Raw genomic sequence first — 19723 nt, 5'->3', positions numbered from 1 at the left:
CCCTATGTTAGTCAATAAAATGATCAAATCCATAGACCAAGCCGGTGTAACCCATTACCTTCTCTATAGCCATCTTCACGCCCGGCATATAAGCTGCACGCTCATAGGAATCATGTCGGATCTTCAAGCTTTGTCCGTAACCGCCAAATATAACTTCCTGCTGAGCAAATACACCCGGCAGACGAACACTGTGAATACGGAAGCCGTTATAATACCCGCCTCTGGCACCCTCAATGACCTCTTCTTCGTTCGGATTGCCTTGCCGGATCTCCTCGCGGTTTGCAGCAATCATTTCCGCTGTTTTGATCGATGTTCCGGATGGCGCATCAAGCTTCTGGTCGCCATGGGTTTCAATGATTTCAACATGAGGTAAATATTTGGCAGCCGCAGCCGCAAACTTCATCATCAGGATCGCTCCGATGGAGAAATTCGGCGCGATCAAACCGCCGATATCCTGCTCCATACACTGCTTGTCCAACTCTTCGATTTGCTCTGGCGTGAAGCCGGTAGTGCCCATGATCGGACGGACGCCGTGCTTAATGGCCAGAGCCGTGTTGCTATAGGCAAATTGCGGTGCTGTAAAGTCAACCATAACATCTGGTTTCGATTCGACCAACGCCATCTCCAGATCGGATGTCACCGTAATGCCGCAGGCAGGAAGACCCACAAGCGTCCCTGCATCAGCACCTTCATCCGATCGGCCCACAGCGGCAACCAGTTCCAGTTCCTCATCGCCCAAAACAAGCTTCACTACTTCTTTACCCATACGGCCGCCGGCACCGACGACCGCAACTGTCCATTTGTTTGCCATTGTACATGTCCTCACTTTCAATCCGATGCTGTTGTATCCTGCATATATGATTTCAAGCGCTGTTTGAGTTCCTCCATTATATGCTGAAGCCCACTCTCCTGCGGGTACAATGAGATGACCTCTTTTAGTGTAGAAATGGCGCGCGCATGCTCATCGAGTTCGCTATAGACCAGAGCAAGCCACACGTAGGCTTGAGCGTACAAAGGGTCCATCGCTACGGCTGATTTCAGATGAGACACGGCCTGATAGAGCTCAGACTTGGTCACATCCTTGCGATTCTCCACCATTTTTCTGGCACGCTGCACCAGCTCTGCCGCTTTGATATGCTGTAAGTGAAGCGCATATTCCGGTTTGTCCGGCTGCAGCCTCACGGCTTCCTCCGCGTGAGTAATCGCCATCTCCAGTTTGTTGCTTCTGCCGTAGGTAATGGAGCATCGGTAATGCACTTCGGCATCTCCCGGATTCGCAATGATCGCTTGCTCAAACCAACGTAACGCCTCTTCGAAATCATTTTGAAGGATGCATCGATATGCTTTTTGTATATAACTTTCAGGTTTCACGGGCTGTCCCTCCCCACAGCGGGTTTGGTACAGCATATGTAGCAGCAGCCTAATCGGTGTTTATTTTCGTCCAACGATCAGCATCACGCGTCGCAAATTTATGCATGACTTTAGCGTGCGCTTCCGCGAGATCGATGCCAAGGGAATTGGCAAAACAAATCGTAATAAACAATATATCTCCAAGTTCCATTTCGATGGAATTGTCTGCTTCATCGGCCTTTTTCGGCTTCTCACCGAACTGATGATTAACCTCTCTGGCGAGTTCGCCCACCTCTTCGGACATCCGGGCCATCATGGATAAAGGACTGAAATAACCTTCCTTGAATTGTGATATGTACTGATCGACTTCCTGCTGCATTTCAGCCATTGATTTTTCCAAGACCTATAACTCCCTTCACTGCGCAGTCTGCCCCAACTTGCAATATCCAAGCTGTAAGCAGCATTCTCTTATGACGAGCGATTGGTTTTAAACCTATGTTATCGTAAAGCGGATTTGAAAACAAATAATTTTTTATGGCTGGAACATGATCGGCACATACTAAGCAGGTACAAGCAACCTGACATACGGGTAATATCCACAATTGGAAATGTGAGGGGTCTTATGAAAACGTCCAAGTTGTTAAATCAGCTTCATACCATCATTCCGATCATCGCCGGTTCCGCCATTTACGCATTCGGCCTTCTGTATTTCATCATTCCGAATGAACTCATGGAGGGGGGCGTCACCGGTATTACCGTACTGCTGAACTATGCCTTTAACATATCGCCGTCCATCTCAACTATGGTGCTCAATATCCCGTTATTCTTGGTCGGCATGAAAATCCTCGGTAAACGCCAGTCGATTTACACAGGTCTCGGTATCGCCTCATTAACCCTTTTTCTGTGGCTGTTTGAAGCTTTGATCGATCGCGGCTATGTTGTACCGTTTCAGACCGAGCAGGATTATATTCTTGCTGCGCTTTACGCAGGTGTCACATTGGGCGCCGGACTCGGCATTGTGTTCCGGTTCGGCGGGACGACAGGCGGTTCAGACATCATTGCCAGAATCATCAACCGAAAATTCGGCTTCAGTATGGGCCAGATCATTCTATCTCTTGATATCTTGATCATCGGGCTTTCTTTATTCTTTATCCCGCTCGAGCGGATATTGTATACCCTCGTTGCCGTATTCATCGCTTCCAAGGTCATCGATTTCATACAGGAGGGGGCTTATGCCGCCAAAGCCTTCACCATCATCAGTGATCACGCACCCGATATTGCCCATCGCATATCAACCGAGATGGAGCGCGGAGTAACACTAATCCCGGCCATCGGCGCCTACTCCAAGCAAGCCAAGCATATGGTATACTGCGTCGTATCGAGGCAGGAAATTCGCCGCCTAACGGGAATCGCCAAATCGTTGGACCCTCGGGCATTTATTATCATTAATGATGTCAATGATGTGCATGGCGAAGGATTTAAAGAAGAATAGCCCGGTTTGCACCGGGCCTCAATCGGAACAACTATGGATTCCCGCCTACATTTTGCGAGGGAACATGGGTTTTGCGCTATACAACTGACCTCGGTATTTGCGGTATCCCGCAAACGTTAATGCCGCCAAAATGAAAGCCCCGATGACCAGCTGCCACGTCCATGGCTCCTTGACCTCTCCCAGCGGAGCTAGGGCGGGCTCATCCTTTTTCTTGCCAAACAGCGTATTGATCATTTCCTCGCCCTGCGGAACCACTTTTTGTACCTGAGCTGTGTCCCCAGATGACACCAGACCCCCGGCATAAGAAATCCAGGACTCCATCATGTTAACCTCCTCAGGCTTTCGCTGTATGACAACGGAAGGACGGATGAGTTCATAATGTTCACTCAGGCTGTCATACGCTCGTCTCATGCCAGCCTGATCCTGCTGGATGGCATACTCCCCCATGACCCTCAGGTCTTCACGCATGACCTTGTAATATTGCAGCCATAACGCATCTCTGGTATGAATCAGGCTATCGGTTGCCATTCGGAGTTTTCCTGCGGAAACCATCCAGTGCTGCGGCTCCTGCGTGGCCCTTGCCGTAGCTTCTTTCATCTCCAAAATGCTCTCAGCCAACGCATGAATTCCTTCTACACCGGTCAATCCCTGAAATGACGAAGCCTCAAACATCCCGGATACCCGGCGAACATCCTCCAGCACGGCTTGTACATTGCCTTCCTCCACATGGCGGTATAGCTGCTCCACTTCCTTGTTCAGCGCCTTAGCCTGTATGGATGCAGCGGGCGAAGTCTCCGACTGTCCGTTTGCCGGGGTAGCCCACACAACAGGATCACCCATGCTGACAGTAACCAGCATAAGGAGTGCAAACAGACACAGCAGGAGTTTCGGAAAGGTTCGAAACATGGGACATCCCTCCTACCGTATATGTATGGCAGAAGGGATGCTCATAGAACTGTATAACCTAAACGGCTAACGTTGTTTGGAATTCCCATATTTCATGAAGATCCAGCCGGCAAAACCGCTGAAAAGAGTCAAAAGATAAGTAAACAGCTCGACCGCTGATAGGTCGTCATATAACTGCCCCGGCAGCCAAGGAAATACGCCGTACGAATAATCTACGGTATCATTCAGCAGTGTCCAGGCAATGGCCCCGGTGAGCGCTGTCCAGCGATAATGAAACAATCGTACGAACAATAACGCTTCCACTGCCATTGCCGTATGCGAAGCGACGAGCATCCAATCCTGCCATCCCAGCACATCCCCTTGGGCTTGTCCGGCAAATATGATGGCAACAGCCCAAATCCCATACTTCACTGATGTCACGACCGCCAACGCCTCAATGAATTGCTGAAACAAAGAGCCCCCAAGCCCCCGAGGCGGGTAGAGGAGCAGCAGAAGCGCCAAACTGAAGAATAAACTGGCCGTCGGGCTATCCGGGACGAATATGACCTGCCATAGCAAGCCATGATCCACCGTATCGACCATTTGCCCCCCGTACCATATGTATCCATAGATCGTTCCAAGGATGTTGCAGATGAGCAGCAGCCAGAGAATCGATCGCTTGCTTAGAAATTCTCGGCTCCAAAAATACGAAATCGACAAACTCCGTCCTCCTGTCCTGTTCCTTGTATTCTTACTTTTACGACTAATGCCGATTATACCTAAACTGTGCATATTTTTCATCTATGTACAACATTTAAAAAAGAACCTGACCGCATTCGGTCAGGTTCTTCTATGCATCTTACTCTGCAGCTGCTTCTGCCTTTTGGCTTGCAAGCCAATCAGCCAACTGATCAAGTTGTTCTTCGGTGACACCAGCCGCAAGCGCCGTGTCTTTCATAGCCGGCATGCCGCCTTGGCCATTTGCAATAATAGCCACGATCTCTTCTTTCGTGTGGGTATCCCCGACACCGCGAAGCGACGGTCCAGATGCCCCTTTCAAATCTGCAGCATGACAAGAGATACAGGTAGCTGTTTTAAAGGTTTCCATCGCGGGATTATCCTTATCAACGATCGCTACAACACTGTCTTCAGCCTGCTTGCCACTAGTCGTTGGTAGACCAGCTGCATGTTTCTCTTCCGCCTCTTCTTCACGCTGGATATGCTCAGGCTTCTGTCCAGTCGCTTCCAGCTCATGCGCATAGTGGGTCCATGCTGCATTTGTCAGATAGATGACTGCAAATAACGACAGAATCATAAGGGCCGAAGTAATAGGGCGCTTGTAGAAGCGTCGCTCTTTCCCCGTATCAAGGAAAGGAACCAAGAGCAATGCGCCAAAGGCAACGCCCGAAACGCCAAGGGTGCCCAGTACTACATAATCACCGGAAGCGTATGGAAGCTTCAGGTATTCATACAGGAACAGGAAGTACCAGTCCGGCATCGGGATTACAGAAGCTCCCGGATCCGCCGGATAACCGAGCGGAGCCGGCTCCGAGATGGTCAGCACAAGGAAACCGACCAATACAACTACACCAACCATCCATTCCTTCAACAAGAAGTTAGGAATGAACGCTTCTGATTTGCCGGGATAAGCGGTGTAATCCGGCGGCGTAACCCAACCGCTGCCTTTTTTCACACGCGAATCGCCGACATAAACTACTTTCTCATCAGATTTATGACCATGTGCCATAAATATGCGCCTCCCTTCTTCTTATAGTGGACCGGAAATACCTTGTCTGCGGATCATGATAAAGTGTCCTACCAATAGAGCAAGAAGGACAGCCGGAAGGAAGAATACGTGAATCGCGAAGAAACGCGTCAACGTTTCGGCACCTACGATCGTACCGCCTTGCAGCAATTCTTTAATGATAGGTCCAAGCCAAGGTACGGAGTTCGCAATCTCCAATGTAACTTTTGTAGCGAAGTAAGCTTTGTTATCCCATGGCAGCAGGTAACCTGTCAAACCAAGACCGAGCATAACAAAGAAAATGAGCATACCAACGACCCAGTTCATTTCACGCGGCGCTTTGTAGGAGCCTGTGAAGAACACGCGCATCGTATGCAAGAACATCATTACGATTACCAAGCTGGCGCCCCAGTGATGCATGCCGCGGACAATTTGTCCGAAGGCTACCTGTGTTTGCAGGTACTCAACACTGTTGTAAGCGTTTATGATATCCGGTACATAATACATCGTCAGGAACATCCCCGACAGAATCTGGATGACTGTGATAAAAAACGTCAAGCCGCCGAAACAGTACACAAACGCGGAGAAATGATGCGCCGGGTTTACGTGTTCCGGTACCTCGTGATCTGCAACGTCTCTCCAAATCGGCGTGATATCGAGACGTTCATCAATCCAGTTGTAGACATTCTTCAACATCTGAATCTACGCCTCCTATTTAACTACGGTATTTGGCACGATGGCGCCGAGGTAAATCCAGCCGTTTTCGATTTTCGTCTCGTACTGGTCAAGCGGCTTCGGCGCGACTGCCAGGTTCTTACCGTCCGGTGTATAACGCGCACCGTGGCAAGGGCAGTGGTATTCATCAGGGAAATTTTTGTTGTTATTCCATCCAACAAGGCATCCCAAATGCTTACAAATTGGTGAAAGCGCTACAATTTCACCCTGATCGTTCTTACGAATCCACGCCGTCAAAGTAGCTGTACTGTTGTACCAGCCGTCCTGCTGCTTGAGCTCAAAATGGAATTCCTGTGGATCGTTAGTAATTTTGCTCTCTTCCGCGACCTTTACAAAAGACCCTTCTTCTTTATTTTGAAGAATCGGATCAACGGCAAAGCGAAGCATTGGCAAAACTACTCCAGCAGCCATATAAGCTGTGGCACCGCCCAACGTGTATGTAAGAAATTGTCTGCGGGACATCTCTTTCTGTCGGGGTGGATTGTGCGATTCTTCATGCTCGTCATTGTGGTTGCTGCTCATTCTGTGTTCAACCCCCTTTGTCAACCGTTCTTAAGTGTCATCAATGATTAAAATCACACGACTTACTAGGACATACTAATAATATCTTAGGCACCCAAGACCGTCAAGAATTTGAACCCCAAATTTGGGTTCGCTTCCAATAGCCCTTTCGCAAATTGTTGGTTTTTTGTCACATTTGAACTCAGCTTTCCTGCTGCCACATTTCACTGATTTGTCCGGAAACGGTGGCTGAGAGGGGGACACCTTCATTGCCTTCCAACCTGCGCCGGGACAGTACAAGCGTACTTTCAGGCACATCTTCTTTAGAGAGCTCAACATCCGCTGTCATGATAACAACAAATTTAAACCCGATGGATTTGACATTGTGACAAACTTCATTTAGAAGCTTTATATCTTCAGTATTTCCATATTGTATAGCAGGATATGTAACCAATCTTCCCTTAAACGGAATTTCTGCCAAATCCATAAAATCCCGCAGCCGTTCAAGCGCAGCTGTAGCCTCCCATGGCGTTTCCGAACCCGATAATCCGGTAAACGGAATGAGGCACGTATCCAAAAAAGGTTTTAGTTCCGGCCAAGTCTGCTCGTCTACTTCACTAAATTTCATGCAAGTTACATCCTTTCTGCTCACTCATCATCATTTTGTTATCATTATACGAGTGGAAGGACGCGTAAAGCAAAAAAAAGAAGAAATGCGATGAAGCATTTCTTCAATTCAAAGTCCTCAGTTCATCCGTCAGGTTTCGGAAAGCCACTTCGTCGCCGGAAGCCAGCGCTTCATCAATTTCTTTATACAGCTCTTCACTCCGATGCTTGCGCAATGCTTCGTCCCACACCATTTCGGCCGCCAGACCTAACATAACCTCGTAAGTAACCTTCATCTTATCCATTAGGATGCACCTCCAAACTAAATTTGCGTATACCTTATATTCTTTCCCTTTAAATACTTTACTTTCAAAAATTTTTACGGCTGCTGCAAATAAATGTAACCAAACAACCATGCTAGAGGATCAAATCATTCGAATCGCTGATATGTATGCCGGCTTCCGCGGCCTTGAGGCCAAGCGCGGTCATTTTGTACGAAGTTCCCATGCTCTGACTCTCCCCTATTCTGAGCATCCCCAAATGCATTAGCATACGGATAATCCGCTGCTCCAAAATATTTTGCGGACTGTCATAATAGAAAGGACGGATTAGCCAGCCCAGCGATTCGTAAAGAGAGGCTGCGGTGACCCAACCTCTTGCGCATTGACTGATCCAGTATACAAGAGAAGAGATATTGGGAATTGCGCCTTTATAAAGTCTTAACCAAAAGCGGAATATCTGTATCACGCTAACTTGATTTCCTTCCTCCATAAACGCAGTTCCACTTTCCGTGAGGATCAACCGGGCATTGTTTTCCCTGATCCATTTTTTAGCGTAAGCATAATCGTACAGCAGCGCAAACCGATCGGGATATTCAATGCAAGAGCGGCCATACCCGAACCGCCATGCTCCCTTGGTAATGGGCGGTTCCGTTATATGCAGCGTACTCATGAGCTGCTGCTGATTTCGCCTATACATAAATCCTTCCTGATTCAACTCAATATCATGTCTGCCGACATATTTAAGAATCAGCATGAGATCTTCTGCGGCTAGTCCCTGCTCATCCCGGTACACTTCCGGGTCATCACTTAATCGCTGCAGATTTTGATGAAGCCGCTGACGCAGCACGTCACGAAACCGCTCCTTCAAATCCGATGGCACTTGAAACAAATATTTGGTGGAATGGGTAAAACCGTTAAACAACCAGCCGCTTCGGCGATAACGTGCGACCGCCTCACGCGGACTTTCCGTTTTGGCGGCGGCAGCTTTCTTGTTTGAAGAGGCTTGATCATCCTTCTCCTCCAATTCCGCCGCATGACGGATCGCAGCCGTCAATTCTTCCAGACTGTAGCCTATTCGAGTGTCAAATGCCAGGTTGTTCAGAAAACGCAAATCGCTTGGTGACAAGCTGCTGACCTGCTCCTCGAAAAACTCTCTGCGTCCGAGCTTGGACAGAATACTCTGGATCAGTTCGTGCTTTGAATTCCGCTTAGCGTCACAATCATAGTGATTCGCTATATTGCTAAGCTGTCCAATATCGGCATATGTGAGCATATCCGCTAGATTCATCTTCCATCGCCTCGCCGTTTTACAACCATTATGGGAAGGTTTGAGACATTTGATACCTGATACGCTTCGGTTTAACGAAATATTTTTTTGTTTTTTTGTATATAGAAATGACTATGCTCTCTTATTAAATGATAGAATACTTACTAAGTGTTGCAGAGAATTTACATATAATGTATTACATCTAAATCAAATAAAAAACCGCTTTATATGAAGGAATTATTCAATCACTACAGGAGGAATAAAATCATGAGAACTCCAGAACATGAGATATAACTAGGTGCACATCGAATTCGAGGGCCTCCCTTAAGAGCTTTTTATAAAAATGAAAGTACCATTCATTATAAAAGCTTGGAGGTTATGTGAAATGATAAAAGAAGCAGAATTTATGGCCTTTATTCAAGATATGGATCAACAATTTTCAGGATGGGACTTCTCACGAATTACGGCTTCAGGCCGCATGCAGTCCCATGCTCTCCCCTGGTCTTTGGGCAGCATGGTAATTCCGTTGATGCGAAATGCCGCTTCGATGCTGGACATGGGTACGGGCGGAGGAGAGTTCTTATCCTCCCTCCAGCCACTGCCGGAAACGGTCTATGCAACCGAAGGCTATAAACCAAACGTACCGATTGCACAGCAAAAACTTGAACCGCTTGGCGTAAAGGTTGTCTATTTTGAAGAAGATTCCTCACTTCCGTTAAAGGATCATTTTTTTGATCTGATCATCAATCAGCATGAATCCTATTCCGTGGCGGAAATCAAAAGAATTCTAAACGATCATGGCGTGTTTGTAACCCAGCAATCCGGAGGAACCGACTGTTATGGCATCAACGAGTGGTTTGGCGTTCCCTTGAATGAAGAGTTCGCTCATTGGAATCTGGGAACCGCTGTTCAAGAGCTGCAGGATCACGGTTTCAACGTCACCTTCAGCCGGGAGGACTTTTCACCGCAGCGGTTTTACGACATCGGTGCACTGATCTATTACCTACAGGCGATCCCTTGGCAGATTCCTGATTTTACGGTGGAACGCCACCTCGAACCTTTATATCAGGTTCATCAGGTTATCCGAACGAAGGGCTACTTCGAGGTGCAGCAGCATCGGTTTATTATAATAGCAGAAGCGTAAAACTTTGTCCTATATAGTTATCCATTTTATCGACTGTACCCGAATGACTTATAAAGCGTAATTTAGCAAGATACGAACAACGATAGAAAAGGCGATGTGATATGCTTAGGAAACCATTCTGATCGTTTATTTTATATCGGAGGAGCAGTCGAGATGCTATCGGAAAAAGTGATCCATTATTGCAAAAGCAAAAACTGGTGGTTTGAAGACATTGCAGAGGAGTATGAACACGCATTAGTAAAGTTAGGCATCGATTTGAGTTCAGATTTTGCTGCGTTTTATTTGCATGCAGAGGATGGTCCGACTTTCTATAGTAGACGACGTGAAATTTATCAGATTTGTTGGTTTATGATCAATTCTTCGGATTATATGTTAGGCGTGGATAGAACTCATGTCGTTTTAAACCTGCCTGAAGAATATATTCCGTTGGATAGCTTTGAAGGAGAGTTCGGCTTTTTTTATAATAAGAACGCAGACGAAGTGTTAGGCTTAGGATTGGGCCAGCCGATGGAGGATTTTTTTGCTGGTAAATTGAAATCGCAATGGGAAAGCTTTAACTCCTTCCTGGAGTGGTATTTTGAACTGACCGATTCGTGTGTGACTATATAAAAAGGCCGTCAGCTACCGCCAGTATAGATACAAAAAGAGCCTTCCCGCGGGAAGGCTCTTTTTGTATTCATGAAGCTCCATGCTACGACTGTTTTGTCAACAGATGTTTGGTACAGTTAAACAACAAGGGAGACCAGTCATCATCTTTTCTCTCCAGGACGGTGAGCGACAGATTGCCGATCCGCTCTCTCAGGACGCCGCGGCACACCAGCTTATATAGCTGCGCTAAAAAACCACCGTGGCTGACAACCAGAATATTGGCATCCGGGTGTTTATGCCACATATCATCCAGAAAGACAAGCCCCCTGGATTGAAGCTCCAGATCCATCTCCTGTCCCAAATCGAGCAGGTGCCAATCGGCACCAAACCGCGATTCACGCTCTTCCGCTGTCAACCCTTCCACCTGACCGTACTTGCGCTCGCGCAAACGATTATCCGGTGGTATCAATGGAATGTTCAGCATGGACGAGATGATCTTTGCTGTTTCCTCAGCACGGGAAAGTCCGCTGCTAACCGCAAAGTCCCATCGGTAAGGCTCTTGCAGAAGTCTTTCCCCAAGCAAACGCGCTTGACGACGGCCTTCCTCATTCAGTGGAATGTCCGTTTGACCTTGGATTTTGCCTAACGCATTCCAATCCGTTAATCCATGACGAACCAAGCCGATTTGCATGCCGCATCTCCTCCATCCTAACCACTTTTTATCTTCGGACCCGATTTAACTTCTTCAGGAAAAACATGGCGAATCCGATGCCCAATAAGGATAGTATCATCCAATATTCTGGCTGGGTCGGGCTCATATCAACCACAAAAGGATCAATAATGCCGCTGTTGGTTTTCGGAATGTTATAATCGTCCTTAGTGTTCAGGGTTTGGGCCGTGTCAGCCACCCCCGTAGGGATTATCCCTGTCGTTACCGCTTCCGGAACCGGCTTCGGCTGGTTGCCAGTCGCTGCAAAATAAACGAAGCTGCATACAAACAGAGCCAAAAAACCGGCAATCATAAGTGTCAGCCGTTTGCGGAACACTCGGCTTACCGCCCGACTCTTAGACGTTTCCTCCACCAGCCATGGGAAATCACGATAAATGCGGTCCATCACGTTTCGGTTGATCTGTTCAGCGTCCATGTCGGGGATCTCATGCTCCAGAACATGAACCATGTTCTGGCTTTCCACCCACATTTCGTACTCCGCTGCACATGAGCTGCAGGTTTGAACATGTGCGATCAGCCGTTGTCGCCGCAGATCATTGTCCGGCAAATCCCAGACAGTTTCCATCAGCTCTTGGGCTTCATCGCAAGTCATCTATTCTTCATCCCTCTCAGATCCTCAAAAACCGGCTCATAAAAATAGGGTTCGAGCTGAATTTTGACACTGCCGCGAGCTCTGAACAACAACGACTTAACCGAACTGACACTTTGACCTAAAATATCTGCGATTTCCTGATAATCCAGTTGATCATACTCCCGAAGAATCAGTGCCGACCTCTGTTTCTCCGGTAAATTATTTATTGCTTCCCTTACCATATGTACTCGTTCACTGCGTAGTATGGCCTGCTCCGGAGCAACTTCCATCGGAGCCACTGGCACGACCCCGCTCTCCTCCAGCGGCAATGTGCCGCTTCGATGCTTGCGCAATTCGCTGAGCACGGTGTTGCGGGCAATGGTATAGAGCCAGGTCGAGAAGGATGCATCCACTTCCCGGAATGAGTGCAAGCTCCGGAAAGCCTTATAAAATGTTTCCGAACATAAGTCTTCAGCCATAAGCTCCATGTGCGAACTTTTTAACATATGATAGACAAATGCTAATATTTTTCTCTGATAACGCCGCATTAATTCGGAATAAAGTTCGGTGTTGCCTTGCTTAATTTCTTGGATTAGTTGGGAATCCGTCATATGATTTTTCGTTCCTCCTTCACCATCCGGTGCCTCTTCCCTGTCCAATACATCTCCACGGATGCAATGATCAAGGATTTGTGCAAAAGTACCGTCAAACCATATATAGTTACGCCTCAAGATGTCTGACTATTCTATGTATTTGGCAATTTCCCCAAATCTTCTACACTAGCACTCTAGCATTATAGCACATATTGGAGAAAAGTTCAGGTTTGTGGCAGTAGATTTCCCACTGATAGGAAAAAGGACAAAAAAAATCCGCCTTCAACATTGAAGGCGGTTGCACACAGTGCAATATTTTGGATAGGAGTGGAGAGAAACCATACTGTACTTTTATTATATGTATACGTTTTCATTTTGTCAACACTGAAAACGCATTTATTTCCGGTTGTTTAAAAACAACCGGAAAATTACTGGTACACCGAGTGCCCTTGCGACAACAATAGCTCCTTAGCCCGCTCCTGCTCAATTTCATTGCGGAAGGAAAGCCGCATCACGCCCGGCACATCTTCCCGACTCTCGATAATCTGCATGTTGCTGAGGTTGATGCTATTTGTCCCCAAATCCGTCGCTATGCGGCCGATGATACCCGGATGGTCAGGCACGTCCAGATACAGATCGTATTGGGATACAATCATCCCCTTCCGTCGCTCTGGGAGCACGCTACGGAATTCCCCCGCTCTGCGGAAGGCCTCTTCAATAGCTGGCCCGTCCTTCGACTCCAGCATATCCATGAAACGCTGAATTCCTTCGTTCCAGTCGCGTAAAAGCGGCAGCATGACATTGCGGTTATTTAATAGAATGTCCCGCCAAACGACCGGGTCACTGGAAGCGATACGGGTAATATCCCGAAAACCGCCTGCAGCCAGCGTACGGTACAACGGATTATCGTCATTGTAGGAGCTGATCTGGTTCACCAAAGCCACTGCGATCACATGAGGCAGATGACTGATGGCTCCAACAATCTCATCGTGCAGTCTCGGCTCAACCTTTACAATGTGTGCACGCGTATACGATAGAAGCTCTACAAGTACGTCCACCTTCTCCTGAGGGACTTCATCCGGCGGAGTAAGCACATAATATGCATTCTCGAATAATACGGTGGAGGCAGCGCCTACACCGGATCTTTCCGAACCAGCCATCGGATGTCCTCCGATAAAGTAGGCATCCTTCAGCGCAAGTTGGGATGCGCATTCGGCAATACTCGCTTTGGTACTGCCTACATCCGTAATAATGCATCCGGTTTTAAGCCGCAATTCACTCAGACGTTTTATGTACATCTCGAGACTTCCTACCGGAACACACAAAAATATGATGTCCGCGCCCTGGGCAGCTTCTTCTACCGAAAGCGTAACTTTATCGACAACGCCCTTGGCGATAACCTGGTCGGCATACTCTTGCGTATGGGCATAACCGGTCACGGTTATGCCTGGTTTTCCTTTGAAATTTAATGCTAACGAACCGCCGATCAAGCCGACGCCGAATATAGAAATTTGCATGGTCATGTTCTCTCTCACTCGTTTCAAGCTGCGATTATTGTTATGTCATTAGGTTAGGCTGGAGCATTCACTTCCTGGAGCACTTGTTCCAATGCGCCGATGAAAGCCTTGTTCTGTTCTTCAGAGCCAACGGTTACGCGAATGTAGTTCGGGTAAACTTCAAATCCCGGACGTACGATAATGCCTTTGCTTAGCAGGGACTTGAACACTTCGGTGCCCGGCTTCTTCACATCCACCATGATAAAGTTACCGTTCGCAGGGAAATAGGATAATCCAAGACGATCAAACTCCCGCTGGACATAAGTGATTCCCTCGGCATTCAATTGTCGGCATTTAGCTACGAATTCCTGATCTTTCAGGGCTGCCTTCGCCGCCACTTGGGCCAGGCGTCCTGTATTAAACGGCTCACGTACCCGATTAATCAAGGAAATAACCTCAGATTGCCCGATGCCGTAGCCGATGCGAAGGGCAGCCAGGCCGTATATTTTGGAGAAGGTACGCAGGATTACCAAGTTCGGATAACGTTCCATTAACTTGATGCTGGCCGGATACGAAGCGTCCGTTACATATTCAAAATAAGCTTCATCGAGAACAACCATCACGTGAGCCGGGACTTCATCCAAGAAAGATACCAGCTCGCTTTCGGAAACGATAGTTCCGGTCGGATTATTCGGATTGCACACCCAGATGATTTTGGTTTTGTCTTTAACGGCTTTGGCCATGCCCGGCAGATTATGCTTCCCGTTAACCAGAGGTACCTCAATGCTTGTTGCGCCTTCGATATCCGCATTCGTTTTATACACCGAGAAGGTCTGATCGGCCATAATGGTTTCGTCTCCCGGTTCCAGGAACGCCCGAATAATGAGGGCGATGATTTCATCGGATCCGCATCCGAAAATAATCTGATTGCGTTCAATACCAAGCTGCTCAGCAAGCTCCGCCGTTAAATCAGCCGCACTTCCATCCGGATACAAGCTGAGCGTACCGAGTTCAGCGGTAATGGCTTCGGTTGCTCGCGGCGAGCAGCCGTATGGATTCTCGTTGGAGGCCAGTTTAATGACAACATCCAGGCCTAATTCTTTTTTGACTTCTTCGATGGGCTTCCCGGGTTGATATACAGGAAGATTAACAATTTGCGCTTTTGGTTTCATACGATATTCGCCTCACCTTTCATAACTGCTATGGACAACACTAACCCTTTAATTGTGCCACAAACTCCCTGATTTGCAAAAGTCCCTGCTGTCTTGTCTCTTCCTTCTCAAGAAGAGGAATCGTCGATTCGATCTGACGCACGATGGCACTGCCAACAACGACGCCGTCGCAAATTTTCGAGAATCTGGCAACCTGTTCCCCGGACGAAATGCCAAAGCCAATCGCGATGGGCACGTTGCTGTACTGCTTCACCGTTTCAAGAAAGGCTTCCACTCCCGAATAAAAATCGGTGCGCTCACCTGTCACGCCGAGCGAGGATACGCAATACACAAAGCCGGTCGCTTCCGAAGCGATGCTCGCAATCCGCTCATGTGAGGTAGGTGCCACCAGCGGAATCAGGTGAACGTCCGCAGCATGAGCTCGTTTCCGAATCTCTGCGGATTCTTCCACCGGCAGATCCGGAATGATCAGCCCGCTGATATCATTCCTTACCACTTCTTCAAAGAAAACATCCAGTCCGGTCTGCAGAACCGGATTGTAATAGGTAAACAGGATAAACGGCAGCTTACTGCCCCGTTCTCTCGCCAGGCGCGCAGTCTCCATGCAAGTGCGAATGGTCACCTTGCTCTTTAGGGCGCGCTCAGAAGCACGCTGGATGACCGGGCCATCGGCGAGGGGATCAGAATAAGGAACACCGAGTTCGATAATATCGACTCCTGCAATTTCAAGCTCATGAATGATATCGAGCGTCGATTTCACGTCCGGATCCCCAACGGTCAGATAAGGAATCAAGGCCGTCTTGTTTTGTTGTTTCAACGACGCAAAGGTCTGGTCAATTCGGTTCATTCGGTTTTCCCTCCCGTGTAAGCCATGATGGACTCCACGTCCTTGTCACCGCGACCGGACAAATTAATGACGACGATATCGTCTTCGGTCCACGCGGGCGCCATTTTTACTGCTTGCGCTACGGCATGCGCGGATTCCAGCGCAGGAATAATGCCTTCCGTGCGGCATAGCAGCTGCAAGGCATCCAATGCCTCTTGGTCGGTTATAGGCACATACTGCACACGCTCAATATCTTTTAAGTAGGAGTGCTCAGGTCCAACGCCGGGATAATCAAGGCCGGCAGAAATGGAATGCGCCTCCTGAACCTGTCCATACTCATCCTGTAGCAAATAACTCATCGATCCCTGGAATACGCCATGGGTCCCCTTGGACATGGTAGCCGCGTGAAAATCGGTATCTACCCCTTTGCCAGCCGCTTCGACACCGATCAAACCGACTTCCTTATCTTCCAGGAACGGGTAGAACATGCCGATCGCATTGCTCCCTCCACCGATTGGTGCAAGAATCACGTTGGGCAGTCTTCCTTCCGTCTCCAGAATCTGCTTGCGGGTCTCGTCACCGATAATCCGCTGGAAGTTCCGCACCATCATCGGATACGGATGCGGACCTACTGCGGAGCCAAGTACATAGAAGGTATCCTCTACGTTGCTGACCCAGTAGCGAAGCGCCTCATTGCCGGCATCTTTCAGCGTCCGGCTTCCCGACGTCACCGGAATCACTTCGGCTCCAAGCATTTTCATACGGAATACGTTCAACTGCTGCCGCTTGGTATCCTCTTCGCCCATGAACACCTTGCATTCGAGACCGAGTAGAGCGGCCACGGTTGCAGTGGCAACACCATGCTGTCCGGCTCCCGTTTCGGCAATGACCTTGCCTTTGCCCATACGCTTGGCTAACACGCCCTGAGCAATGGCGTTGTTGATTTTGTGTGCACCTGTATGGTTCAAATCCTCACGCTTCAGATAAATTTTAGCCTTGCCGAGGTGTTTGCTGAGCCGCTCGGCATAATATAACGGCGTTTCCCGTCCGGAATACTGTTTAAGCAAATAAGCAATCTCCTCTTTGAACGCAGGATCCTCCGAAAAGCGGTTATACTCTTGTTCAAGCTCTATTAAAGCGTTCATGAGTGTTTCCGGTACGAACCGGCCACCAAACACTCCGAAACGTCCATTACGATCAGGAAGCTGTGTCATTTCCCCTTCACCCTTTCTACGAATGCAATCACTTTGTTTATGTCCTTCACGCCAGGTTCACTCTCAACGCCGCTGGATACATCCACGCCGTACGGAGCGTATTGACCTATTAAATGCGATACATTATCCGAATCCAATCCGCCGGCTACAAACAAGGGGATCCCTTGCCGTTTCGCCCACTGCTGGTAAGGTGGGATGAGATCCCAGGCAAATGTCTTACCAGACCCTCCGCCATATACCGGATCGTACGTGTCGATCAGCAATCCGTCGATGCTGCCTGCATACGGATCAAGTGCTGACAGACGTTCCGCTTCCGAGCGGTCACTCTCGATCGATACCGCCTTAAAAACGGAAACCGGGAAGCGCTCCTTCACTTCCCGGCAAAATTGCGGCGATTCCTGACCATGCAGCTGCACGACGTCGAGCGCTGCTTCTCGTAGAAGCTCTTCCAGCTCATTCAAATCAGGGTTAACCAAGACGCCGACGGCGGCGGGAATCATGTCATGATCCCATCCCCGCAATACTTGAATAAGCTGCGCAGCCTGCTGCGGCGATACCTTCCGCCGGCTCTTGGCAAATACGAATCCGATATAATCCACAGGTAAGTTTATCATAGATTTTAGCACTTCAACGCTTTGAAGTCCACATATTTTTAGCGCCGTACTCATCACTTAATATCCCCTTTATTCTATGTCTGCAGCGATCGGCAAGGGTCCCATCAGATCGTTTACTGCACGGAACACATCCTGCTGGCGCATGAAATGCTCCCCTACCAGAACACCATGTGCCCCAACATAATGCAAGTAGGAAATATCGGCGGGGCCTGATATTCCGCTCTCGCTGATCAACGTAACTCCCTGCGGAACTTGTGCCGCGATATCCGCCGTTGTCTGCAGCGATGTTTCAAAGGTCCGCAGATTGCGATTGTTAATTCCGATAAGATGAGCTGTTCCCAGCTTAAGAACCGATTCCAGCTCCTGCCCATCATGGACCTCAATCAGGCAATCCAAGCCAATAGAGCCGGCGATGTCTATAAACTCCGCGATCCGTTGCGGCTCCAGTATGCTCGCGATCAAGAGAACCGCGTCCGCACCTAACAGGCGCGCTTCGTAAATCTGAGTCTCGTCGATAATGAAATCCTTGCGCAGCAAAGGAATGTTGACAGCCGCCCTTACCGCTTTCAAATACTCTCCACTGCCCTGGAAATAGTCCTTGTCGGTCAACACGGATAGGCAATCGGCATCGGCTGCCTCATAAGCTTTGGCGATCATAATCGGGTCAAAGTCCGGACGAATTAACCCTTTGGACGGCGAAGCCTTCTTCACCTCGGCGATTAATCCCATGCTGCGTTTACGCCCCGTGGACAACGCCTTCTCAAAACCGAGAGTCGGCGGTAAATCCGCGATTTGCCTCTCGGCCTCCGAGATGCTGAATGTTTCCCGCAGTTGGGCAACCTCCCTGCGCTTCGTTTCGACTATTCGATCAAGATACATAACTCATTTCCCCCGTTCTTGAGATCAGCTGCTCCAGCTTAGACTGAGCCAGCCCTGAATCGATGGCTCCCGCTGCGCGCTGCACACCTTCAGCCAAACTATCCGCAAGCCCAGACACATAGATGCAGGCACCGGCATTGGCAAGCACGATATCCCGATAAGCACTGCGCTCACCCCGCAGCACCGATCCGATAATGGCTGCGTTCTCTTTGGCATCACCGCCCAGAATATCGCTCATCGGATGAACTGACAGTCCCAGATCATGCGGATGAATATCATAAGTACGGACTTCTCCGCCACGGAGCTCGGAGACTCGCGTAGGCGCGGAAATGCTGATTTCATCCAAACCATCATGGCTGGTCACCACCATGGCGCGCTTTAAGCCAAGCTCCTTGAGCACCTGTGCGATGGTTTCCGTTTTGTTCATGTCGTATATCCCGAGCATCTGCCGATCTGCGCCCGCCGGATTTGTCAAAGGCCCCAGCATGTTAAATACGGTTCGAACCCCGAGCTCTTTGCGAGGAGCTGCCGCATATTTCATCGATGGATGATAGATCTGGGCAAACAGGAAACAGATTCCGATATCATTCAGACAGGCTGTCGCTTGCTCTGCCGTCAAGTGGATATTCACGCCCAGCGCTTCCAGCACATCGGCGCTGCCCGCCCGTCCAGATGCCGAGCGGTTGCCGTGTTTGGCCACTCTGACCGAAACCGAGGAGGAAATAATGGCGGATACGGTAGAAATGTTAAACTTGTGAATCCCGGATCCTCCTGTGCCGCATGTATCCAGCAACTGGTTCCGCTCGGTAACGACGCGCCCGCCCGCACCACGCATCGCCTCGGCGAAGCCGGTGATCTCTTCAACTGTCTCCCCCTTCATTCTCAGGGCAGTAAGCAGCGCCCCGATTTGAGAATGGGTTGCCTGGCCTTCCATAATGGACTGCATGACCCCGCGTGCTTCGTCCCGGCTCAAATCTTGACCTTGAATCAGCTTCGTAAGGCTGGATTGCATCGTTTCCATGACGTTCATTACGT

General features: G+C 48.9%; 24 protein-coding genes. 3 read left to right on the top strand and 21 right to left on the bottom strand.

The annotated features are described in order from the left end of the window. Positions 1-7: 7 nt before the first annotated feature. The 3 genes from dapB to MHH48_RS11960 are packed head-to-tail and all read right to left on the bottom strand — an operon-like array spanning position 8 to position 1750. Positions 8-811 carry a 4-hydroxy-tetrahydrodipicolinate reductase gene (gene dapB / locus MHH48_RS11970; RefSeq protein WP_076320989.1) on the bottom strand — a complete coding sequence of 268 codons (804 nt, stop codon included), beginning with the start codon at positions 809-811 and terminating at the stop codon, positions 8-10. 17 nt (positions 812-828) lie between these two features. Then, positions 829-1371, bottom strand: coding sequence for a tetratricopeptide repeat protein (locus MHH48_RS11965; protein ID WP_076320988.1), 543 nt, complete (start codon positions 1369-1371; stop codon positions 829-831). Positions 1372-1420: 49 nt separating this feature from the next. Then, positions 1421-1750 (bottom strand): nucleotide pyrophosphohydrolase, encoded by a 330-nt coding sequence (locus MHH48_RS11960; protein WP_076320987.1) that lies wholly within the window; start codon positions 1748-1750, stop codon positions 1421-1423. Between the two features lie 222 nt (positions 1751-1972). On the opposite strand from MHH48_RS11960, the gene MHH48_RS11955 reads away from it, so the two are divergent. Beyond that, positions 1973-2842 (top strand): YitT family protein, encoded by an 870-nt coding sequence (locus MHH48_RS11955; protein WP_076320986.1) that lies wholly within the window; start codon positions 1973-1975, stop codon positions 2840-2842. 45 nt (positions 2843-2887) lie between these two features. Here the strand turns inward: MHH48_RS11955 and MHH48_RS11950 are convergent, their stop codons facing one another. The 8 genes from MHH48_RS11950 to MHH48_RS11915 all read right to left on the bottom strand — a co-directional run bounded on the left by MHH48_RS11950 (position 2888) and on the right by MHH48_RS11915 (position 8882). Beyond that, positions 2888-3748 carry a sporulation protein YpjB gene (locus MHH48_RS11950; protein WP_076320985.1) on the bottom strand — a complete coding sequence of 287 codons (861 nt, stop codon included), beginning with the start codon at positions 3746-3748 and terminating at the stop codon, positions 2888-2890. 66 nt (positions 3749-3814) lie between these two features. Further along, entirely contained in the window at positions 3815-4447 is a 633-nt protein-coding gene (locus tag MHH48_RS11945) for a DUF1405 domain-containing protein (protein ID WP_076320984.1), read from the bottom strand. Positions 4448-4586: 139 nt separating this feature from the next. After that, positions 4587-5474, bottom strand: coding sequence for a menaquinol-cytochrome c reductase cytochrome b/c subunit (locus tag MHH48_RS11940; protein ID WP_076320983.1), 888 nt, complete (start codon positions 5472-5474; stop codon positions 4587-4589). Positions 5475-5495: 21 nt separating this feature from the next. Further along, the gene (locus MHH48_RS11935; protein WP_006209500.1) at positions 5496-6167 is read right to left on the bottom strand and encodes a cytochrome b6; all 672 of its coding nucleotides are present in this window, start codon (positions 6165-6167) and stop codon (positions 5496-5498) included. Positions 6168-6182: 15 nt separating this feature from the next. Then, the gene (locus MHH48_RS11930) at positions 6183-6728 is read right to left on the bottom strand and encodes a ubiquinol-cytochrome c reductase iron-sulfur subunit (protein ID WP_015734548.1); all 546 of its coding nucleotides are present in this window, start codon (positions 6726-6728) and stop codon (positions 6183-6185) included. Positions 6729-6909: 181 nt separating this feature from the next. After that, complete coding sequence (locus MHH48_RS11925) at positions 6910-7335, bottom strand: DUF2487 family protein (RefSeq protein WP_076320982.1); 426 nt, start codon at positions 7333-7335, stop codon at positions 6910-6912. Positions 7336-7438: 103 nt separating this feature from the next. Beyond that, on the bottom strand, positions 7439-7618 hold the full coding sequence (locus MHH48_RS11920; protein WP_006209497.1) for an IDEAL domain-containing protein: 180 nt from the start codon (positions 7616-7618) through the stop codon (positions 7439-7441). A gap of 112 nt (positions 7619-7730) precedes the next feature. Next, on the bottom strand, positions 7731-8882 hold the full coding sequence (locus MHH48_RS11915; RefSeq protein ID WP_076320981.1) for a hypothetical protein: 1152 nt from the start codon (positions 8880-8882) through the stop codon (positions 7731-7733). 364 nt (positions 8883-9246) lie between these two features. On the opposite strand from MHH48_RS11915, the gene MHH48_RS11910 reads away from it, so the two are divergent. Further along, entirely contained in the window at positions 9247-10005 is a 759-nt protein-coding gene (locus tag MHH48_RS11910) for a class I SAM-dependent methyltransferase (protein ID WP_076320980.1), read from the top strand. Positions 10006-10158: 153 nt separating this feature from the next. Next, positions 10159-10614 (top strand): hypothetical protein, encoded by a 456-nt coding sequence (locus MHH48_RS11905; RefSeq protein WP_076320979.1) that lies wholly within the window; start codon positions 10159-10161, stop codon positions 10612-10614. Between the two features lie 82 nt (positions 10615-10696). Here MHH48_RS11905 and MHH48_RS11900 read toward each other — a convergent pair whose 3' ends face one another. The 10 genes from MHH48_RS11900 to trpD form a co-directional block, all read right to left on the bottom strand. After that, positions 10697-11284, bottom strand: coding sequence for a histidine phosphatase family protein (locus MHH48_RS11900; RefSeq protein ID WP_076320978.1), 588 nt, complete (start codon positions 11282-11284; stop codon positions 10697-10699). A gap of 28 nt (positions 11285-11312) precedes the next feature. Then, positions 11313-11915 carry a zf-HC2 domain-containing protein gene (locus MHH48_RS11895; RefSeq protein ID WP_076320977.1) on the bottom strand — a complete coding sequence of 201 codons (603 nt, stop codon included), beginning with the start codon at positions 11913-11915 and terminating at the stop codon, positions 11313-11315. Further along, entirely contained in the window at positions 11912-12505 is a 594-nt protein-coding gene (locus tag MHH48_RS11890) for a sigma-70 family RNA polymerase sigma factor (protein ID WP_076321323.1), read from the bottom strand. Before MHH48_RS11890 ends, MHH48_RS11895 begins: the two co-directional genes overlap by 4 nt. A 410-nt stretch (positions 12506-12915) precedes the next feature. Then, positions 12916-14004 carry a prephenate dehydrogenase gene (locus tag MHH48_RS11885; protein ID WP_179090573.1) on the bottom strand — a complete coding sequence of 363 codons (1089 nt, stop codon included), beginning with the start codon at positions 14002-14004 and terminating at the stop codon, positions 12916-12918. A 53-nt stretch (positions 14005-14057) separates the two neighbouring features. Next, positions 14058-15155 (bottom strand): histidinol-phosphate transaminase, encoded by a 1098-nt coding sequence (gene hisC / locus MHH48_RS11880; RefSeq protein ID WP_076320975.1) that lies wholly within the window; start codon positions 15153-15155, stop codon positions 14058-14060. Positions 15156-15195: 40 nt separating this feature from the next. Continuing rightward, the gene (trpA, locus tag MHH48_RS11875; protein ID WP_076320974.1) at positions 15196-16002 is read right to left on the bottom strand and encodes a tryptophan synthase subunit alpha; all 807 of its coding nucleotides are present in this window, start codon (positions 16000-16002) and stop codon (positions 15196-15198) included. After that, complete coding sequence (trpB, locus tag MHH48_RS11870; RefSeq protein ID WP_076320973.1) at positions 15999-17195, bottom strand: tryptophan synthase subunit beta; 1197 nt, start codon at positions 17193-17195, stop codon at positions 15999-16001. Before trpB ends, trpA begins: the two co-directional genes overlap by 4 nt. Then, a complete protein-coding gene (locus MHH48_RS11865; RefSeq protein WP_076320972.1) occupies positions 17192-17866 on the bottom strand; it encodes a phosphoribosylanthranilate isomerase in 675 nt (224 codons plus the stop codon). The genes trpB and MHH48_RS11865 overlap by 4 nt, the downstream gene beginning before the upstream one ends. Positions 17867-17878: 12 nt before the next feature. Further along, entirely contained in the window at positions 17879-18688 is an 810-nt protein-coding gene (gene trpC / locus MHH48_RS11860) for an indole-3-glycerol phosphate synthase TrpC (RefSeq protein WP_076320971.1), read from the bottom strand. Beyond that, positions 18678-19718 carry an anthranilate phosphoribosyltransferase gene (gene trpD, locus MHH48_RS11855; protein ID WP_076320970.1) on the bottom strand — a complete coding sequence of 347 codons (1041 nt, stop codon included), beginning with the start codon at positions 19716-19718 and terminating at the stop codon, positions 18678-18680. The genes trpC and trpD overlap by 11 nt, the downstream gene beginning before the upstream one ends. Between the last annotated feature and the right edge of the window lie 5 nt (positions 19719-19723).

It is taken from the genome of Paenibacillus sp. FSL F4-0100, from assembly GCF_037993005.1.
In the GTDB taxonomy this organism is placed as follows: Bacteria; Bacillota; Bacilli; order Paenibacillales; family Paenibacillaceae; genus Paenibacillus_AQ.
The sequence above is the reverse complement of the archived record's forward strand: the minus strand, read 5'-3'. Positions and strand labels throughout refer to the sequence as shown.

Coding starts and splice junctions, on each gene's coding strand:
- dapB (WP_076320989.1), bottom strand. CDS start 811: ATGGCAAACAAATGGACAGTTGCGGTCGTCGGTGCCGGCGGCCGTATG.
- MHH48_RS11955 (WP_076320986.1), top strand. CDS start 1,973: ATGAAAACGTCCAAGTTGTTAAATCAGCTTCATACCATCATTCCGATC.
- MHH48_RS11950 (WP_076320985.1), bottom strand. CDS start 3,748: ATGTTTCGAACCTTTCCGAAACTCCTGCTGTGTCTGTTTGCACTCCTT.
- MHH48_RS11940 (WP_076320983.1), bottom strand. CDS start 5,474: ATGGCACATGGTCATAAATCTGATGAGAAAGTAGTTTATGTCGGCGAT.
- MHH48_RS11935 (WP_006209500.1), bottom strand. CDS start 6,167: ATGTTGAAGAATGTCTACAACTGGATTGATGAACGTCTCGATATCACG.
- MHH48_RS11930 (WP_015734548.1), bottom strand. CDS start 6,728: ATGAGCAGCAACCACAATGACGAGCATGAAGAATCGCACAATCCACCC.
- MHH48_RS11925 (WP_076320982.1), bottom strand. CDS start 7,335: ATGAAATTTAGTGAAGTAGACGAGCAGACTTGGCCGGAACTAAAACCT.
- MHH48_RS11920 (WP_006209497.1), bottom strand. CDS start 7,618: ATGGATAAGATGAAGGTTACTTACGAGGTTATGTTAGGTCTGGCGGCC.
- MHH48_RS11915 (WP_076320981.1), bottom strand. CDS start 8,882: ATGAATCTAGCGGATATGCTCACATATGCCGATATTGGACAGCTTAGC.
- MHH48_RS11910 (WP_076320980.1), top strand. CDS start 9,247: ATGATAAAAGAAGCAGAATTTATGGCCTTTATTCAAGATATGGATCAA.
- MHH48_RS11905 (WP_076320979.1), top strand. CDS start 10,159: ATGCTATCGGAAAAAGTGATCCATTATTGCAAAAGCAAAAACTGGTGG.
- MHH48_RS11900 (WP_076320978.1), bottom strand. CDS start 11,284: ATGCAAATCGGCTTGGTTCGTCATGGATTAACGGATTGGAATGCGTTA.
- MHH48_RS11895 (WP_076320977.1), bottom strand. CDS start 11,915: ATGACTTGCGATGAAGCCCAAGAGCTGATGGAAACTGTCTGGGATTTG.
- MHH48_RS11890 (WP_076321323.1), bottom strand. CDS start 12,505: ATGACGGATTCCCAACTAATCCAAGAAATTAAGCAAGGCAACACCGAA.
- MHH48_RS11885 (WP_179090573.1), bottom strand. CDS start 14,004: ATGCAAATTTCTATATTCGGCGTCGGCTTGATCGGCGGTTCGTTAGCA.
- hisC (WP_076320975.1), bottom strand. CDS start 15,155: ATGAAACCAAAAGCGCAAATTGTTAATCTTCCTGTATATCAACCCGGG.
- trpA (WP_076320974.1), bottom strand. CDS start 16,002: ATGAACCGAATTGACCAGACCTTTGCGTCGTTGAAACAACAAAACAAG.
- trpB (WP_076320973.1), bottom strand. CDS start 17,195: ATGACACAGCTTCCTGATCGTAATGGACGTTTCGGAGTGTTTGGTGGC.
- trpC (WP_076320971.1), bottom strand. CDS start 18,688: ATGTATCTTGATCGAATAGTCGAAACGAAGCGCAGGGAGGTTGCCCAA.
- trpD (WP_076320970.1), bottom strand. CDS start 19,718: ATGAACGTCATGGAAACGATGCAATCCAGCCTTACGAAGCTGATTCAA.